The sequence below is a fragment of the Yoonia sp. genome, assembly GCF_017854565.1.
Taxonomy (GTDB): domain Bacteria; phylum Pseudomonadota; class Alphaproteobacteria; order Rhodobacterales; family Rhodobacteraceae; genus Yoonia.
The window spans coordinates 31,490-48,067 of the sequence record NZ_JAFMHJ010000003.1 but is presented as its reverse complement, the minus strand read 5'-3'; the positions used below and the strand labels follow the sequence as shown (position 1 = coordinate 48,067).

The window sequence follows — 16,578 nt, the reverse complement described above, 5'->3', positions numbered from 1 at the left end:
ATGCGCTATATTTCGACCCGTGGCACTGCGCCGGTTTTGACATTCGAAGAGGCGATGCTGACGGGGCTGGCGCGTGATGGTGGTCTTTACGTGCCCGAAACGGTGCCAACGCTGAGCCATGCAGAAATTGCGGCAATGGCGGGAAAATCATACGAAGAGGTGGCGTTTGACGTGATGCGCCCGTTCATTGGCGATACATTTACCGATGCAGAGTTTCGCGGCCTGATCGCCAAGGCCTATGCCGGTTTCGGACATGCCGCGCGCGCGCCGCTGGTGCAACTGGACGCCAATCATTTCCTGCTTGAGCTGTTCCACGGGCCGACGCTGGCGTTCAAGGATTTCGCGATGCAGCTGATCGGCCAGATGTTTCAGGCCGCTTTGTCGCGCTCGGGTGACCGGGTGACGATCGTGGGTGCCACGTCGGGCGATACCGGGTCGGCCGCGATCGAGGCGTTTCGGGGCTTGAAAGCGGTGGATGTGTTTATTCTGTACCCCCATGGCCGGGTGTCCGAAGTGCAGCGCCGCCAGATGACGACGCCGACCGAATCCAACGTGCATGCGCTGGCGGTCGATGGGGATTTTGATGATTGTCAGGCCGCCGTCAAAGACATGTTCAACGACTTTGCCTTTCGCGAAGAGGTGCGGTTGGCAGGCGTGAATTCGATCAACTGGGGGCGCGTGCTGGCGCAGGTCGTGTATTATTTCACCGCCGCGGTCAGCCTTGGCGCGCCGCATCGCAAGGTCAGCTTTACCGTGCCGACGGGCAATTTCGGTGACATCTTTGCAGGCTATATCGCCAAGCGGATGGGCCTGCCGATTGCAGAGCTGGTCGTGGCAACCAACCGCAATGACATTTTGCACCGCACGCTGGAAACCGGCGCCTATACCAAGCAGGGCGTGACGCCGACCATCAGCCCGTCGATGGACATTCAGGTCAGTTCGAATTTTGAGCGGGCGTTGTTTGACGCCTACGGGCGTGACGGCGCGATCGTCGCGGCGCAGATGGCGGATCTGGCGAAAGGTGGCTTTGCCATCAGCCAAGGTGCATATCAGATGTTGAAGGACACCTTCAAATCGGGTTGCGCGTCCGAAGAAGAGACCCATGCCGCGATCAAGACCTATTTGGTCCGGCACGGCGAATTGCTGTGCCCGCATACGGCGGTCGGTGTCCATGTGGCCGAGGCGCATTTGGGCACGACGCCCATGGTCACACTGGCCACCGCGCATCCGGCCAAGTTTCCTGACGCTGTCAAAGCGGCGTCCGGCGTTGCGGCACCTCTTCCCCCGCGCATGGCGGACCTGTATGACCGGCCAGAACGCGTCACCCGGGTTGCGGGTGATCTGGCCGCTTTGCAGGCGGTGATCAGGGAACGGATTACACATTGACGATTGAACTTCATACGCTGTCCAACGGGTTTCGGGTTGTCACCGAAAATATGCCCGGGCTGAAATCCACCAGTATCGGCATCTGGATTCAGGCCGGTGGGCGGCATGAAAGGATGGAGCAGAACGGCATCGCGCATTTCCTTGAACATATGGCGTTCAAGGGGACCAAGACCCGATCCGCCCTGCAAATCGCAGAAGCGATCGAGGATGTGGGCGGTTATATCAATGCCTATACCAGCCGCGAGACAACCGCCTATTACGCCCGCGTTCTGGAAGATGATGTGGCGCTGGGACTGGACGTCATCGCGGATATTTTGCTGAACCCGCTGTTTGACTCCGCCGAGATCGAGGTCGAGCGCGGGGTGATCTTGCAGGAAATCGGACAGGCTCTGGATACGCCCGACGATATTATTTTCGACTGGCTGCAAGAAGTGGCCTATCCTGATCAGCCGTTTGGGCGCACGATTTTGGGTCCAAACGAGCGGGTCAGCGCGTTTTCGCGCGAGGACCTGCAGGGGTTTGTCGGCGAACATTACGGCCCCGGCCAGATGATCCTTGCGGCGGCTGGTGCGGTTGATCACGACGTGATTGTCCGTCAGGCCGAGGCGCTGTTTGGTCATTTGTCACCGATCATGCGGCCACCTGAATTGCTGCAACCCGCGATCTTTCGCGGCGGTGAGCGGCGCGAGACCAAGGCGCTGGAGCAGGTGCATTTCGCGCTGGCGTTCGAGGGACCGCGCTATGATGATCCGGCGATGTATACCGCGCAGGTCTATATCAGCGCGATGGGCGGTGGCATGTCGTCGCGCCTGTTTCAGGAAGTGCGCGAAAAACGCGGGCTGTGCTATACGGTGTTTGCCCAAGCCGCACCTTATGATGACACCGGCATCACGACGATTTACGCAGGCACCAGCGCAGAGCAGATTACAGAGCTGGCCAATCTGACCATCGACGAGATCAAGCGCGCCGCCGATGATATGAGCGCGCCCGAAGTTGCGCGCGCACGCGCCCAGATGAAAGCGAGCCTGCTGATGGGTCTGGAGGGTCCGTCGGACCGGGCCGAATGGCTGGCACGTCGTTTGGCGATCTGGGGACGCATCCCCGCCATTGACGAGACGATTGCGCAGATTGACGCGGTCACGGCGGGTGATGTCAAAGCTTTTGCAACACAGATGGCGGAACAGGCGGGCACGGCCATGGCGCTTTATGGCCCCGCCGATGCCGCGCCGACGTTGGAGGCGCTGAAAGCGCGGCTTGTCGCCTGATGCTGGGGGTCAAGCGCAAGGTCCGAGTTGAGACCGAACGACTGACCCTGCGCCCACCGATGCATGGGGATTTCCGCGCCTGGACCGCGCTGCGCCAAGCCAGCGCGGAATTTCTCATACCCTGGGAGCCGACCTGGGCTGCGGACCATTTGTCGCGCAAGGCCTTTACCAACCGGGTATATTGGGCTCAGCGGTCCATTGCCAATGGCACGGCGATGCCGCTGTTTTTGGTGCGCCGCGCCGATGACATGCTGCTGGGCGCGATCACATTGGACAATATCCGGCGCGGTCCGGCGCAGGCGGGCACCACCGGGTATTGGATCGGGGCGCCCTTTGCGCGGCAAGGCTACATGCGCGAAGCGATTGCCGCAGTGGTGCATCATGCGTTTACGACGTTGGATATCAGCCGGATCGAGGCCGGATGCCTGCCCGAAAATGCCCCGTCACGGCGGCTACTGGAACAATGCGGCTACAAGTATGAAGGTGTCGCGCAAAGTTATCTGCAGATCAATGGGCGGTGGCGGAACCACGTGCTTTACGCCAATCTGCGCCATGATCGCCGCGGTAAGACGGATATCGGGTAGAGCTTTGTTCTGGCTGGCCTTTGACCGTTGCCGGGCCATATATCCCATTGACCCAAGAGGAACGTGATCATGCTGAACCCTGTGACACCCGCCTTTGAAGCGACGCTACGGGCGCTTTTGCCGGATGCGGCGTTCAAGGCCGACAGCGCCGGTTATTTGACTGAACCGCGCGGCCGTTGGGCCGGTCACGGGTTTGTCGTGGCGCCTGCCAGCACCGAGGAAGTGGCGGTCGTGGTCAAGGCCTGTGCGGGTGCCCGTGTTGCCGTGGTGCCCTATGGCGGGGGGACGGGTCTGGTCGGGGGGCAGTTGATGCCGGATGGCCCTAGGCCGGTGATATTGTCGCTGGAACGCATGAACCGGGTGCGCGCGGTCTATCCGCTGGAAAATGTGATGGTCTGCGATGCGGGTGTGATTTTGGCCGATGTCCAAAAGGCAGCCATGGATGTGGGGCGGCTGTTTCCGCTATCGCTGGCCTCTGAAGGGTCGGCGCGGATTGGCGGGCTTTTGGCGACCAACGCGGGGGGTGTCAATGTCTTGCGCTATGGCAATGCCCGCGCCCAATGTCTGGGGCTTGAGGTGGTGCGGCCCGACGGCGCGATCTGGCATGGGCTGACGCGCCTGCGCAAAGACAACACGGGCTATGATCTGCGCAATCTGATGATTGGCGCGGAAGGCACGTTGGGGGTGATCACGGCCGCCGCGTTGAAACTGGCGCCGCGTCCGGCGGGTGTGGGCGCGGCGTTGATGGCGGTGCCATCGCCAGCGGCCGCGCTGGAGTTGCTGGCGCTGGCCCGAGAACGGATTGGTGACGGCGTGTCGGCGTTTGAATTGATGCACAGGCAGGGCTTTGATTTTCTGGCCGAGGTGGGGCCAGAGGTGAAGCAGCCCTTTGAGGTGGTGCCGGAATGGTGCGTCTTGATTGACGTGGGGTTGCCAGCGGGATTGGCACCTGATGCGGCGCTGGAAGATTTGTTTGCGGCGGCTTTTGAAAACGGTTTGGTCACGGACGGCGTTATTGCCCAAAGTCACGCGCAGCGGCAGGCGTTCTGGCGCATCCGCGAGAGTATCCCCGAGGCGAACCGGCGTATTGGTTCGGTCAGTTCGCATGATATTTCGGTGCCGCTCAGCGCTGTGCCCGACTTTGTCACGCAGGGGCAGCGGGCAGTTGCCCAGATCGGCGCCTTTCGCATCAACTGCTTTGGGCATCTGGGGGATGGGAATTTGCACTATAACATCTTCCCCGCGTCGGGCCGCAGTCGCGCTGACTACGAAACACAGCGGCCACTGATCAAGACAGCCCTGCATGATCTGGTCGCGTCCATGGGGGGATCGGTCAGCGCAGAGCATGGTATCGGGCGTCTGAAGGTCGATGACTTGGAGCGTTATGCCGATCCTGCGAAGCTTGCCATGTTGCGGGCAATCAAGACAGCACTTGATCCGCTCGGTATTATGAACCCGGGTGCGGTGCTGCGCCAGGCCTGACCAAAATGAGCGCCTGCTGCGCATGACATTCATTTGCGGCATTGCAGCTTTGCGGGCCGGCGGAGCCTCCGGCGGGAGTACTTGCCCGACATAAGAAATTGTTAACCAAAGTCTGTCAAGCTTGTCGCGCGGTACAGGCTGGAGAGCCGATGACCGCGACATGAGAAGTCACCCAATGTCGAACCCCAGAAACGGGTTGGTCTGGACCGGACAGCGGCATTGGGTGCAACTTTGTGTTTCTTATGTCGTCAAAATACTCTCCCCGAAGGGTCAGGTGCCCGCAAAAGCGCAGAGTGTGTGGACATTCATGCCTAGGCTTTCCAGCTTTTTGCGCCCGCCAAGATCGGGCAGGTCGATGACGAACGCGCAACCGATGACTTCGGCACCCAGCCGTTCGATCAGTTTGATACCGGCTTCGGCGGTACCGCCCGTTGCCAGCAGGTCATCGACAAGCAGAACCTTTTCGCCGGCTTGCAGGGCGTCGTCGTGCAATTCCAATATGGCTTCGCCGTATTCCAGCTTGTAGTCTTGTTCGATGGTCTTGCCGGGAAGCTTGCCCTTTTTACGGATCGGGACAAAGCCGACCGAGAGCTGGTGGGCGATGGCACCGCCCAGAATAAAGCCGCGCGCTTCGAGCCCGATGACTTTGTCGATAGGCTGGCCGGCGTAGGGGTGCAAAAGCTGATCAATGGCGATTCGAAAGCCACGGACATCGCTGAACAGGGTCGTCACGTCGCGAAACATGATCCCTTTGTGCGGGAAGTCGGGGATCGTGCGGATGTAGTCTTGGACAGTTTTCATGTTCGGCTTTCTGACAATTAAAGAACGCGGCCAGCGATGGCGTCGAGTTTTCGGGTAAGCACAGGGTCGCGTTTGTCTGGGGCCGTCATGATTGCGTGTTCCAAGGCCCGGTCACACCCATGCGGGCAGGGCGCGCGATCTGCCCCGAGCAGCGCCGGCAATCGCGCGATCAAGTCACGGGCTTTGGTGCCATTGCCGTGCAGGGTCGCGATGATGTCGCTGATGTCAACGGCCCCGTGGTCAGGGTGCCAACTGTCGTAATCGGTGATCATGGCGACTGAGGCATAGCAAATCTCGGCCTCGCGGGCGAGTTTTGCCTCGGGCATGTTGGTCATGCCGATCACGTCGCAACCCCACGCGCGGTACAGTTTGCTTTCGGCCACGGATGAAAACTGCGGGCCTTCCATGGCAAGGTACGTGCCGCCACGGTGGATCGTGATCCCGGCATCGCGCCCGGCTTTTTCGCACGCGTCGGACACACGGTCGCAGGTCGGGTGTGCCACACTGACATGGGCCACGCAGCCGGTCCCGAAGTATGATTTTTCGCGCGCGAATGTCCGGTCGATGAACTGGTCCACAAGGACGAAATCGCCCGGCGCGCGATCTTCGCGGAACGATCCGCAGGCGCTGAGGCTGATGATATCGGTCACGCCCAGCCGTTTGAGGGCGTCGATATTGGCGCGATATGGCACAGTGGATGGCGCATGGACGTGCCCGCGTCCGTGGCGCGGCAAAAAGGCCATCGCCACACCATTCAGTGTCCCCGTCAGGATCGCGTCAGAGGGGGTGCCCCAGGGGCTGTCCGGGGTCACCCATGCGGCGTCCTGCAACCCGTCCATGTCATAGATACCGGAGCCGCCGATTATTCCGATTTTTGTTTGCATGGCACACCTGTTGTTCACCAATTTGCGGCAACATTGGCGTGTAATGAACGGAATGTGAAGCCTTCGGTACGGGCCGCTGCGGCAACATCGGTTGGCGGGGCTGATCACCGCGCTTTTCGGGGGGCGTCCGGGGATGATTTCCGGGGCGGCGGGCGCATTGGCGGTCGTGATGGTCAGCCTTGTTGCCGTACATGGGGTCGAATACCTGTTCGCAACGGTCGTCCTGATGGGGCTGATGCAGACCGTGGTGGGCGTGATGCGCTGGGGCAAGTTCATTCGGCTGGTGCCGCATCCGGTGATGCTTGGGTTTGTGAACGGTCTGGCGATCGTGATCTTTCTGGCGCAGCTTGGGCAGTTTCAGGTGCCGGGATCGGCGCAAAGTGCCGGGCATGGCATGGCGAACGGGCAATGGCTGTCGGGGGGGCCGCTTGCATTGATGCTGGGGCTGGTCGCGCTGACCATGGCGATTATCTGGGTCATGCCGCGGATTACGTCGGTGGTGCCGGCACCTTTGGCGGGTATCGGGATTGTTGCGGCAATTGCGATTGGTTTTGGGTTGGATGTGCCATTGGTCGGTGACCTTGCCAGTATTGAGGGCGGGTTGCCGGCGTTCCATGTCCCGCTTGTTCCGCTGACCTGGGAGACGTTTGAAATTATTCTGCCCTATGCGTTTATTCTTGCTGCGATTGGCCTGATCGAGAGCCTGTTGACCGTGAACCTCGTGGGCGAGATGACCGGTAAGCGTGGCGGGGCCAGTCAGGAATGTATCGCGCAGGGTGCTGCCAATACCGTGACCGGGTTCTTTGGTGGCATGGGCGGGTGCGCGATGATCGGCCAGTCGATGATCAACGTCAAATCGGGCGGTCGCACCCGGATTGCGGGCGTTGCAGCGTCGTTGTTCTTGTTGGCGTTTATTCTGTTTGCCCGCAGTTTGATCGAGCAGATCCCGCTGGCCGCATTGGTCGGTGTGATGTTCATGGTCGTGATCGGCACGTTCGCGTGGAATTCACTGACGATCCTGCGCAAGGTGCCACGGACCGATGCGTTCGTGACCATTTTGGTGACGATTGTGACCGTTGCCACCGACCTTGCGACGGCGGTGGTCGTGGGGGTGATCGTATCGGCGCTGGCCTATGCGTGGAACAATGCGACCCGTATTCATGCAAGGACGTATCAGACGCCCGAGGGGGCGAAGGTCTATCAAATTCAGGGACCTTTGTTCTTTGGCTCTGCGGATGGATTTTCAGAGCTGTTTCAGATAGAGGCGGTGGCGCTGAAGTATGAAGAGACAGGCAAGCGTATTCAGCTGCGCCATCTGAGCCATGACTGTCATCAGCTTTTGGCCAAGGCCGGACATCTGATGGTCGATAGCGACGATGATCCCGATTACGCGCTGGCCGTTGATTCTGGTGTAAAGACGGGCATTATCGGCGGCCACTAGGCCGTTGTGTCAGCCGTGGAACTGCTGTAGAATGGTAGCGTCACACGCAGGGTTCACTGCGGACATTACCCAAAGTTTTCATGCAATGTTTCTGATGCGTTTTGCCGCCTACGAGCAGCAAATGAAGTGGACCGCGGTGGTGCTGGGTGTTGCCAGTACGATTTGCGTGGTTCAGGGTTGGCAACTGGGCGCAATGATGTTGAGCCTGCCGTTTTGCATCATCTGGATGTATTGCGGATGGCTGCGCCGCGAGCCGCAATTGAAATACATCAACATGCTGTTTGCCGTGCTTTATGTGTACGGAATAGCGCGGTATTTTGTCGTCGCGGGCTAGGTTTCGCCGGGCCGGTTGAGGCTGAACACCTCGCGGATGACTGAATAATCGTGATAGCCAAGACGGGTGAGCGGGTTGAATGTGGTGACGTCGAATTTGCCGTCAACAAGGCAATCATCGCGCAGATGCACGCCAGTGACTTCGCCGAAGACCGCGAAATTCGCCTCGCCGGGCAGTTGCAGTATCTGGGTCAGTTTGCATTCCAGCGTCGCCGGGGAATTGGCCACACGCGGGCAGGAGATGGTTTCACATTCTGCCTTTTCGATCCCGGCAAGGGTGAATTCATCGGTTTCGCGATCCCACGGACCCGAGGTTTGGTTCATCGCATCGCGCATGGCGTAGGCGACGACGTTCACTGCAAAAACGCCGGTGTCACGGATGTTGGCGACCGAATCCTTGGTATTGTCGCGGTCGGGTTTCGCGCTGGTCGAGGCGAACATGACCTGCGGCGGCACATAGGCCACGGCGTTAAAGAATGAATAGGGCGCCAGATTGTCGTGTCCATCGCTGCCGCGGGTCGCGATCCAGCCGATGGGACGTGGGGAAATCACCGCATTGAAGGGATTATGTGGCAGGCCGTGGCCGTTTTTGGGCTCGTAGAACATGATGCTCTCTTTTCGTCAGGTTTCCCAAGGGGTAACGTGCATAAACGCCCTTGGCCAGATGAAAGACATATGCAGAGACTATCGGTTCAGCTGACCCCGGAAACCCCCGATGACTGGTGGGAGGTCGAGGCTCTTTATGATTTGTGCTTTGCGCCGGGGCGCACGGCGTTGTCATCGTATCGGCTGCGCGACGGGGTGGCGCCGGTGGCCGATCTGTGTTGGACCGCGCGCGACCCCGATGGCGTTTTGGCTGGCGTGGTCCGGTGTTGGTCGGTGCATGTGGGGGATGCGGTCGCGGTTCTGCTGGGGCCGGTCGCGGTGCATCCGACCCGTCAGGGCGAGGGGGTTGCCGCGCTGTTGATGCACAAGGCGATTGACACGGCATATTACGCGGGCTGGTCCCGGATGCTGTTGGTGGGGGATTTGCCGTATTATCGCCGCTTTGGCTTTGATCGGTTGCCCGGTGTCGTGATGCCGCCGCCCACGAACCCTGACCGGGTGCTGGGCTTGCCGCTCAAGGATAATGCGTGGGATCGTGTCCGGGGTGTGGTGCGCAAGGCGGATGATTGTATTTCTATCGCGTGACCCCCATCTTGATCCCATGAGCGATCCAGACATTGTGATGAAAGAGATCAACCCCATCAATCCGCCAGCCCCGCTGACCGACGAAGCGCGCGCGCAGATTGCGGCGATTGCGGCCCGGCAGCGCAAGGCGAACGGCACGTTGATGAGGGCGATCACCTTTGTTGGTGCGCAGGTCGAAGATGGGCTGAAGCTGCTGCCCAAGTCCGTGCGGGCACAGATGGATGACGTGGCCCGCAGTGCCTTGCGGCAGAGTTACGAACTGGCCAGTAAATCGCGTGGCGGTATCGGCGAAAAGATCGGGTCCGACGGGCTGCACAAGGTGATCGGCACCTTGTCGGGGGCGTTGGGTGGGCTTGGTGGTTTGCCGACCGCGATTGCCGAACTGCCGGTCACAACCACGGTTATTTTCCGCGCAGTGCATCATGTCGCGGTCGGATACGGCGAAGATCCGACGTCGGAGGAGACGCGGATGGCCTGCCTTGCGGTCTTTGGTGCCGGTGGACCGGGCGCGGATGATGACGGGGTGGATACGTCGTTTATCGGAGCAAGGTTGAGCCTTTCCGGCGCTGCTGTGAATGGGCTGATCCGAAAGATCGCGCCGCGCTTTGCGGCTGTGCTGTCGCAAAAGCTGGCGGCGCAGACGGTGCCTATTTTGGGGGCGGTCGCGGGGGCGGGTACGAATTATGCCTTTGTGAATTACTATGTCACGATCGCGCATGTGCATTTCGGGTTGCGCCAAATCGCCCGCGCCCATGGCGAAACCGCCGTCACGGACGAATTTCACCGGGTTTTGGTGTCGGTTGGCCGCGCCTAGACCTGATAGACCAGCCAATCGGCCACGGCGCGGCGCACGGATTGGTCACCCTTTGCGATGGCGTCGTCCATCACCGTCTTGACTTCGTTCAGGTCAACCCGCCGTAGTAGATGTTTGACGGGTCCAACCGAGGCCGGACACATCGAGAGGGTCCGCAGGCCCAAGGCGGCAAAGCACAGTGCCTCGACCGGGCGGCCCGCGTCTTCGCCGCAGAACGAGAGCGGGGTGCCAGTCGCATTGCAGCGCGCGATGACCTGTTCAAGGAACGACAAAAAGCTGATGTCGAGCGTGTCGTAGCGTTTGCGCACGCGTTCGTTCTCGCGGTCGGCGGCAAAAAAGAACTGTTTGAGATCATTGCCGCCAATCGAAATGAAATCGACCTCTTCAAAGAACGCATCCGGCGCAAAGGCCAGCGACGGTGTTTCCAGCATGGCCCCGATTTCAAGCTTGGAAGGCAGCGCGTGGCCCAGTTTGGTTTCGCGGTCAATGGCTTTGCCCATTTCCGCTTTGGCGGCGCGGAATTCGTTTATCTGCGTGATAAAGGGGAACATCACCGTCAGCGGCCCGCCATTGGCGGCCCGCAAAAGCGCCTGCAACTGCATCCGCAGCACGCCGGGTTTGTCCAACCCGACCCGGATCGCCCGCCAGCCCATCGCCGGGTTGGGTTCATCGTTGGGTTTCATGTAGGGCAGGACCTTGTCCGACCCGATGTCGAGGGTGCGAAAGGCAACGCGTTTGCCGTCAGCCGCAGTCAGGACCCGCGAATAAAGCGCCGAGAGTTCGCCGCGTCGCGGCATTTGATTGCGGATCAAAAACTGCAGTTCGGTGCGGAACAGGCCGACACCTTCGGCGCCGGAGCCGTGAAGTGACGGGAGATCGGCCATGAGCCCGGCGTTCATCTGAAGCGAGATCACCGTGCCGCATTTGGCCTGTGCGGGCTGGTCGCGGATCGAGGCATAGCGTTCTTGGGCACGCGTCTGCATGGCGATCTTGTCTTGAAAGGCGGCATGCACGGTATCGTCGGGGCGCAGATGCGCGATGCCCTGTTCCCCGTCGATCAAGATGGTGTCGCCGTTCAGCGCCTCGCGGGTGATCCCTTTGGCGTTAATCACAAGCGGGATCGCCCACGCGCGGGCCACGATGGTTGCGTGGCTGCCAACCGAGCCTTCTTCGAGGACGATCCCTTTGAGCCTTTTGCCGTATTCCAACAACTCTCCGGGGCCGATGTTGCGGGCGACGAGGATCGGGTTGTCGGGCATGTCGGCGCGCGCTGCGGCACCTTGGCCAGTCAGGATGCGCAACAGGCGGTTGGACAGGTCATCAAGGTCGTGCAGGCGTTCGCGCAGGTATGGGTCGGCCGATTTGGACAGACGTGAGCGGGCCAGCGACTGTTCCTTTTCGACGGCCGCTTCGGCGGACAGGCCGTTGGCCACGTCGGCCTGCATGCGTTTGATCCAACTGCTGGAATTGGCGAACATGCGATACGCCTCGAGGACCTGAATTTGGTCGGCATCGACAGAGCGGGCACCGGACAGCATGCTGTCAACGGAGCTGCGCAGGGTTTCGACCGCGTCGCGCAGGCGGGCCAGTTCGGTATCGGGATCATCCGAGATCGGGTTGGTCACCACGACGCGTGGTTCATGCAGGAAAACCTGCCCTTCGCTGACGCCTTCCTGCGCGACCGAGCCGCGAAACAGCACCGGCTGCTGGTGGTGCGCAGACAGCGCGGCCCCTTCGCCGACAAAGGCGCCCAGTTCGGTCATTTCGGCAATGACCATCGCGACGATTTCGAGCGCATATACCTCGTCCGGGGTGAATTGCCGCGCGGCCTTTGATTGCACGACCAGCACGCCAAGCGCATCGCCCAACCGCTGGATCGGAATACCGCAGAAGGACGAATAGCGTTCCTCGCCGGTTTCGGGCATATAGCGGAACCCTTTGGCGGCCGGTGCATCGGCCGTGTTCACCACGGTCCGGGTGCGGGCGGTCAAACCGACCAGACCTTCGCCAAGACGCATCCGGGTCTGGTGGACGGCTTCGGCTTGCAGGCCTTGGGTCGCGCAAAGCTCGAGGGTTTCGGGGTCGCGGAACAGGTAGATCGAGCACACCTCGGTCTCCATCGAATCCGCGATCAGCTTGACCACCTCGTCCAGCCGCGCCTGACCTTCGTTATCAGATGCAAGGGCTTCGCGAAGCCGACCAAGCAGCTTGCGGCTTTCTGTTTCCGTCCGATCAGGCATAGGTTTCCTTAATGCATGCTGATCGCTGTGCCGATCAGCCCGCTTTTTCCAATTCGAAGGCATCATGCAGGGCTTGCACGGCAAGTTCCATGTATTTTCGATCAATCAGCACGGAAATTTTTATCTCTGAGGTTGTAATGACTTTGATGTTCACACCTTCGTTCGACAGGACTTTGAACATTTTGGCGGCAACGCCGGTGTGACTGCGCATGCCGATCCCCACGACGGATACTTTGGCGACCCCGTCATCGGTGACAAGATCGTGGAAATTGATCGTGCCGGACGCTTTGGCGTCTTCCATGGATTTGGCGGCCCGCAGCACCTGATCGGTGGGGCACGAGAAGGTCATATCGGTGCGCCCTTCTTCGGATATGTTCTGCACGATCATATCGACGTTGACGCCCGCGTCTGACAGCGGCCCAAAGATCGCGGCGGCGATGCCGGGGCGGTCGGCGACCGAGATCAGGGTCATTTTCGCCTCATCGCGGGAATAGGCGACACCGGCAACGACGTTGGATTCCATAATTTCCTCCTCATCGCAGACCAGGGTGCCTGCGGTGTCTGATGGTTCTTCGAATGATGACAGCACCCGCAGCCGCACCTTGTAGCGCATGGCGAGTTCGACAGAGCGGGTTTGCAGGACTTTAGCCCCAAGAGACGCCAGTTCCAACATTTCCTCAAACGCGATCTTGTCGAGTTTGCGGGCCTTTTTGGTGATGCGGGGGTCCGTGGTATAGACGCCGTCGACATCGGTATAAATATCGCACCGCTCGGCCCCGAAGGCGGCGGCAAAGGCGACGGCAGTCGTGTCAGAGCCGCCACGGCCAAGCGTGGTCGTACGCCCTTCGGGGCTGATGCCCTGAAAGCCGGCAACAACGGCGACGCGCATGCCTTCGCCAAATTTTGCGTTGATGTTGTCGGTGGGAATCTCTTCGATACGGGCGTTGGAATGGGCGGATGTGGTGATGACGGGCACTTGCCAGCCCTGCCAGCTGCGCGCGGGGATTTCCATTTCCTGCAGCCGCAGCGCCATCAAACCGGCGGTGACATTTTCGCCCGACGACACGATCGCATCATATTCGCGCGCATCATAAAGCGGCGAGGTTTCATTGACCCAGCCGACTAATTCGTTGGTTTTGCCCGACATCGCCGACACGATCACGATCACGTCGTAGCCATTGGCGACCTCGAACGCGACGCGTTTGGCCGCGCGTGCGATCCGGTCAAGATTGGCAACAGAAGTGCCACCAAATTTCATCACAAGCGTCGGCATGGGCATTCCTTGGCAGTTCGAGGTCGTTTGATCCGCATTCCCTTTAATGACAGGGACCCTGAAGAGCAATCATTTAGTAGGGGTGTATTTGCCCGTCCCATGTTTCGAAACAACCCGTTGTTGCGGGGCTCAGGGCGGCAAACCGTGCGATCAGGCCGGTGGCGCTTGCGTCCGTGTCGATGGCTGCCGCGCTGCCGCCCATGTCGGTGCGCACCCAGCCGGGGTGATAGATGCCGACGCTGATCCCTTCGGGGGCCAGATCGGCAGCCAGATTGCGCCCGAGGTTCAGTGCGGCGGCTTTGCTGGCCCGGTAGATATAGCTGCCACCGGGCGCGCGCGTGTCCGACGCCATTTGCGATGAGATGATGGCGATCTTGCCTGCTCTGGCCCGGCGCAGATGCGGCAACAGGGTCTGGATCGTCAGAAAGACGCCGGTCACGTTCGTGGCAAAGCCGCTGGTCCACATATCGGCGGTGTAGCCATCGTCAAGCGACTGGCCTTTGTCGGGATAGATGCCCGCGTTGCAGATCAGCAGGTCAACCGCCGTTTCGCCAAAGGCGCAGGCCAGTGACGCATGGGACGCAGGGTCGGTCACGTCAAGCTGGCGCATTGGCCCTGCATCTGGTTGGCGGTGGGTGCCAATGACGGTGTCGCCCTGCGCGATATAGCCATCAAACAGGGCTTTGCCGATGCCACGGTTTGCACCGGTGATCACGATGGTCATAGCGGGTCCTTTGGTTAGTGGCTTTTCTTGCGTGGAATGAACGGCAGCGGCATGACGGGAATACCGTCATCGACCAGCTTGCGCGCCTCTTGCAGGTTTGCCTCGCCGTAGATTGGCCGTTCGGGTTTGGTGCCGTCATGCATTGCGCGCGCTTCTTTGGCAAAGCTGGCACCGACGTAATCAGAGTTTGTCTCGACGGTTTCGCGCAGTTTGGCCAACGCCGCTTCGGTGGCGCGCGGCGCTGTGATGTCAGATGTCGTGCTGACCGCCGGGGCCATAATGGATTTTGAGATGGTCGTTGACCCGCAGGTCGTGCAAGCCAGCATCCGTGCCGCGGCCAGCTTGTCAAAGGCTTCGCCGGACTGGAACCAGCTTTCGAACCCGTGGTCGTGGTCGCATTTGAGATGGAACCGGATCATGTGCACCTGTAGCGTTTGCGGTTGTGCATTAGATAGGCTTTTTCGCGGGCGCCGCAATGCCCGCATTGGTCGCATCGGTCGCAACGGGATGCGGTTGGAACATTGCCACGATACGCTGCAGGTCCGGTTCAGAGAGCTGTTTGGCCGCCTTGCGCTGGCCAAACCATTTGCGGCGGCGCTGGCCCTTTTCGGGCCAAATCTTGTGTGTCTTTGTGACATGCAGCGGATAGACCATCGTGACGATCGGCGCCTCGCCGGCGGGCAGCGGTTTGGTATAGGTGTAGACGCCAAGGCAGGTGTCAGAGGCATCGCCTGTCACGCCCGCCTCTTCGAAGGCTTCGGTTGCGGCGGCAGAGGCGGGTGTCTGTTTGTGCATCGGCCAGCCTTTTGGCAGAATCCACCGGCCGCGGGTGCGGCTGGTAATCAGGCAGATCTGCACCTTGCCGTCTTTGATCCGCCAGCACAGGGCCGCAAATTGCGCCCGCACATCGGTTTTGTCCCCGGCGCGGATTTTCAGCGGTAATTGGTGTGCAGATAATTTCGCCATGGTGCCGATCTGAATTTGGGTTACATCCGCGATATGACACCAGTTATTCACGCAGCGGGCACGCCCACAACCCCCTTGCCGCGATTTATCGGCTCGGAGATTTATCGCCATTCCAGTTACGGCGCCTGGCACCCGCTGCGTGTGCCGCGTGTGTCGACGGTCATGGACCTGACCCGTGCGATGGGGTGGTTGCCAGCGGCCCAGTTTATCACCAGCCCACGGGCCAAGCCTGCGGCGTTGATGGGGTTTCACACGCCCGCATATATCGCGGCCTTGCAGGCAACCGAGGCGGCGCAGGCTGTCACCGACGATGTGCGCGACCGGCATGGGTTGGGCACACCGTCAAATCCGGTGTTTGCGCAGATGTATCGTCGCCCGGCCACATCGGCGGGTGCATCGCTGTTGGCAGGTGAATTACTGGCGCGTGGCGGTGTTATCTATGCTCCTGCCGGGGGGACGCATCACGGGATGCCCGACCGCGCAAACGGGTTTTGCTATCTGAATGATCCGGTGCTGGGCATTCAGTCGTTGCGCCGCAGTGGCGCGGCCCGGATCGCATATGTTGACATTGATGCACATCATCCCGACGGGGTCGTGCATGCCTTTGCCGATGATCCCGATACGTTGCTGGTATCGGTCCACGAGCAGAACCGCTGGCCCCGGACCGGCGCGCTGACTGATCGCGGTGCGGGGCAGGTGTTCAATCTGCCGGTGCCTGCGGGCCTGCATGACGATGATATGGCGCTGATCCGTGACCGCGTGATCCTGCCGCTGGTGGCCGGGTTTCGGCCTGATGCCATCGTGCTGCAATGCGGGGCGGACGCGGTGACAGAGGACCCGCAATCGCGGCTTGCCCTGTCAAATAATGCCCATTGGGCGATTGTGGCGGCGCTGCGTCCGCTTGCGCTGCGTTATCTGGTGCTGGGTGGGGGTGGGTATAACCCGTGGTCGGTGGGCCGTTTGTGGGCGGGTGTTTGGGCGACGCTGGTGGGTGCCGAGGTGCCCGATGTGCTGCCGCAAGCGGCACAGGACGTTTTGGCGGCATTGCATTGGGCGGGACCGCAGCGGGTGCATCTGCCGCAGCCGCATTGGATCACGACCCTGCGCGATGCGCCGCGCCACGGCCCGATTGACCCCGATGTGCGACAACGCGCCGATGCGCTGGCGGCCCGCATAAAGGCGTGGGTCTGACCC

Annotated in this window: 17 protein-coding genes; 9 read left to right on the top strand and 8 right to left on the bottom strand. The window is 60.7% G+C overall.

What is annotated here, in order from left to right; genetic code table 11:
- From thrC to QZ196_RS02520, 4 genes are all read left to right on the top strand, one after another.
- On the top strand, nucleotides 1-1,386 hold the full coding sequence (gene thrC / locus QZ196_RS02535) for a threonine synthase (protein WP_296423563.1): 1,386 nt from the start codon (nucleotides 1-3) through the stop codon (nucleotides 1,384-1,386).
- Complete coding sequence (locus tag QZ196_RS02530; protein ID WP_296423561.1) at nucleotides 1,383-2,651, top strand: pitrilysin family protein; 1,269 nt, start codon at nucleotides 1,383-1,385, stop codon at nucleotides 2,649-2,651. The genes thrC and QZ196_RS02530 overlap by 4 nt, the downstream gene beginning before the upstream one ends.
- Nucleotides 2,651-3,235 carry a GNAT family protein gene (locus tag QZ196_RS02525; protein ID WP_296423559.1) on the top strand — a complete coding sequence of 195 codons (585 nt, stop codon included), beginning with the start codon at nucleotides 2,651-2,653 and terminating at the stop codon, nucleotides 3,233-3,235. The genes QZ196_RS02530 and QZ196_RS02525 overlap by 1 nt, the downstream gene beginning before the upstream one ends.
- Before the next feature lie 69 nt (nucleotides 3,236-3,304).
- Nucleotides 3,305-4,717 (top strand): FAD-binding oxidoreductase, encoded by a 1,413-nt coding sequence (locus tag QZ196_RS02520; RefSeq protein ID WP_296423556.1) that lies wholly within the window; start codon nucleotides 3,305-3,307, stop codon nucleotides 4,715-4,717.
- A 270-nt stretch (nucleotides 4,718-4,987) separates the two neighbouring features.
- Here the strand turns inward: QZ196_RS02520 and QZ196_RS02515 are convergent, their stop codons facing one another.
- Nucleotides 4,988-5,518, bottom strand: a complete 531-nt coding sequence (locus QZ196_RS02515) for an adenine phosphoribosyltransferase (RefSeq protein ID WP_296423554.1) — start codon at nucleotides 5,516-5,518, stop codon at nucleotides 4,988-4,990.
- 17 nt (nucleotides 5,519-5,535) lie between these two features.
- The gene (locus QZ196_RS02510; RefSeq protein WP_296423552.1) at nucleotides 5,536-6,402 is read right to left on the bottom strand and encodes an S-methyl-5'-thioadenosine phosphorylase; all 867 of its coding nucleotides are present in this window, start codon (nucleotides 6,400-6,402) and stop codon (nucleotides 5,536-5,538) included.
- A 91-nt stretch (nucleotides 6,403-6,493) separates the two neighbouring features.
- On the opposite strand from QZ196_RS02510, the gene QZ196_RS02505 reads away from it, so the two are divergent.
- Nucleotides 6,494-7,843 (top strand): SulP family inorganic anion transporter, encoded by a 1,350-nt coding sequence (locus tag QZ196_RS02505; protein ID WP_296423549.1) that lies wholly within the window; start codon nucleotides 6,494-6,496, stop codon nucleotides 7,841-7,843.
- A gap of 85 nt (nucleotides 7,844-7,928) precedes the next feature.
- A complete protein-coding gene (locus QZ196_RS02500) occupies nucleotides 7,929-8,177 on the top strand; it encodes a peptidase (protein WP_296423548.1) in 249 nt (82 codons plus the stop codon).
- Here the strand turns inward: QZ196_RS02500 and QZ196_RS02495 are convergent.
- A complete protein-coding gene (locus QZ196_RS02495) occupies nucleotides 8,174-8,782 on the bottom strand; it encodes a flavin reductase family protein (protein WP_296423546.1) in 609 nt (202 codons plus the stop codon). The genes QZ196_RS02500 and QZ196_RS02495 overlap by 4 nt on opposite strands.
- Before the next feature lie 69 nt (nucleotides 8,783-8,851).
- On the opposite strand from QZ196_RS02495, the gene QZ196_RS02490 reads away from it, so the two are divergent.
- A complete protein-coding gene (locus QZ196_RS02490; RefSeq protein ID WP_296423543.1) occupies nucleotides 8,852-9,367 on the top strand; it encodes an N-acetyltransferase in 516 nt (171 codons plus the stop codon).
- Between the two features lie 16 nt (nucleotides 9,368-9,383).
- Nucleotides 9,384-10,181, top strand: a complete 798-nt coding sequence (locus QZ196_RS02485) for an EcsC family protein (RefSeq protein WP_296423541.1) — start codon at nucleotides 9,384-9,386, stop codon at nucleotides 10,179-10,181.
- Here the strand turns inward: QZ196_RS02485 and ptsP are convergent.
- The 5 genes from ptsP to QZ196_RS02460 form a co-directional block, all read right to left on the bottom strand.
- Nucleotides 10,178-12,421 carry a phosphoenolpyruvate--protein phosphotransferase gene (gene ptsP / locus QZ196_RS02480; RefSeq protein WP_296423540.1) on the bottom strand — a complete coding sequence of 748 codons (2,244 nt, stop codon included), beginning with the start codon at nucleotides 12,419-12,421 and terminating at the stop codon, nucleotides 10,178-10,180. The genes QZ196_RS02485 and ptsP overlap by 4 nt on opposite strands.
- Before the next feature lie 34 nt (nucleotides 12,422-12,455).
- Nucleotides 12,456-13,694: an aspartate kinase gene (locus tag QZ196_RS02475; RefSeq protein ID WP_296423538.1), complete on the bottom strand. Its 1,239-nt coding sequence runs from the start codon at nucleotides 13,692-13,694 to the stop codon at nucleotides 12,456-12,458.
- Between the two features lie 73 nt (nucleotides 13,695-13,767).
- Nucleotides 13,768-14,418, bottom strand: coding sequence for an SDR family NAD(P)-dependent oxidoreductase (locus QZ196_RS02470; RefSeq protein WP_296423536.1), 651 nt, complete (start codon nucleotides 14,416-14,418; stop codon nucleotides 13,768-13,770).
- 14 nt (nucleotides 14,419-14,432) lie between these two features.
- On the bottom strand, nucleotides 14,433-14,837 hold the full coding sequence (locus QZ196_RS02465) for a DUF1178 family protein (RefSeq protein WP_296423533.1): 405 nt from the start codon (nucleotides 14,835-14,837) through the stop codon (nucleotides 14,433-14,435).
- Nucleotides 14,838-14,865: 28 nt separating this feature from the next.
- Nucleotides 14,866-15,384 carry an NUDIX hydrolase gene (locus tag QZ196_RS02460; protein ID WP_296423528.1) on the bottom strand — a complete coding sequence of 173 codons (519 nt, stop codon included), beginning with the start codon at nucleotides 15,382-15,384 and terminating at the stop codon, nucleotides 14,866-14,868.
- 33 nt (nucleotides 15,385-15,417) lie between these two features.
- Between QZ196_RS02460 and QZ196_RS02455 the strand changes: the two genes are divergently transcribed.
- Nucleotides 15,418-16,575, top strand: a complete 1,158-nt coding sequence (locus QZ196_RS02455; protein WP_296423526.1) for an acetoin utilization protein AcuC — start codon at nucleotides 15,418-15,420, stop codon at nucleotides 16,573-16,575.
- Nucleotides 16,576-16,578: the final 3 nt, after the last annotated feature.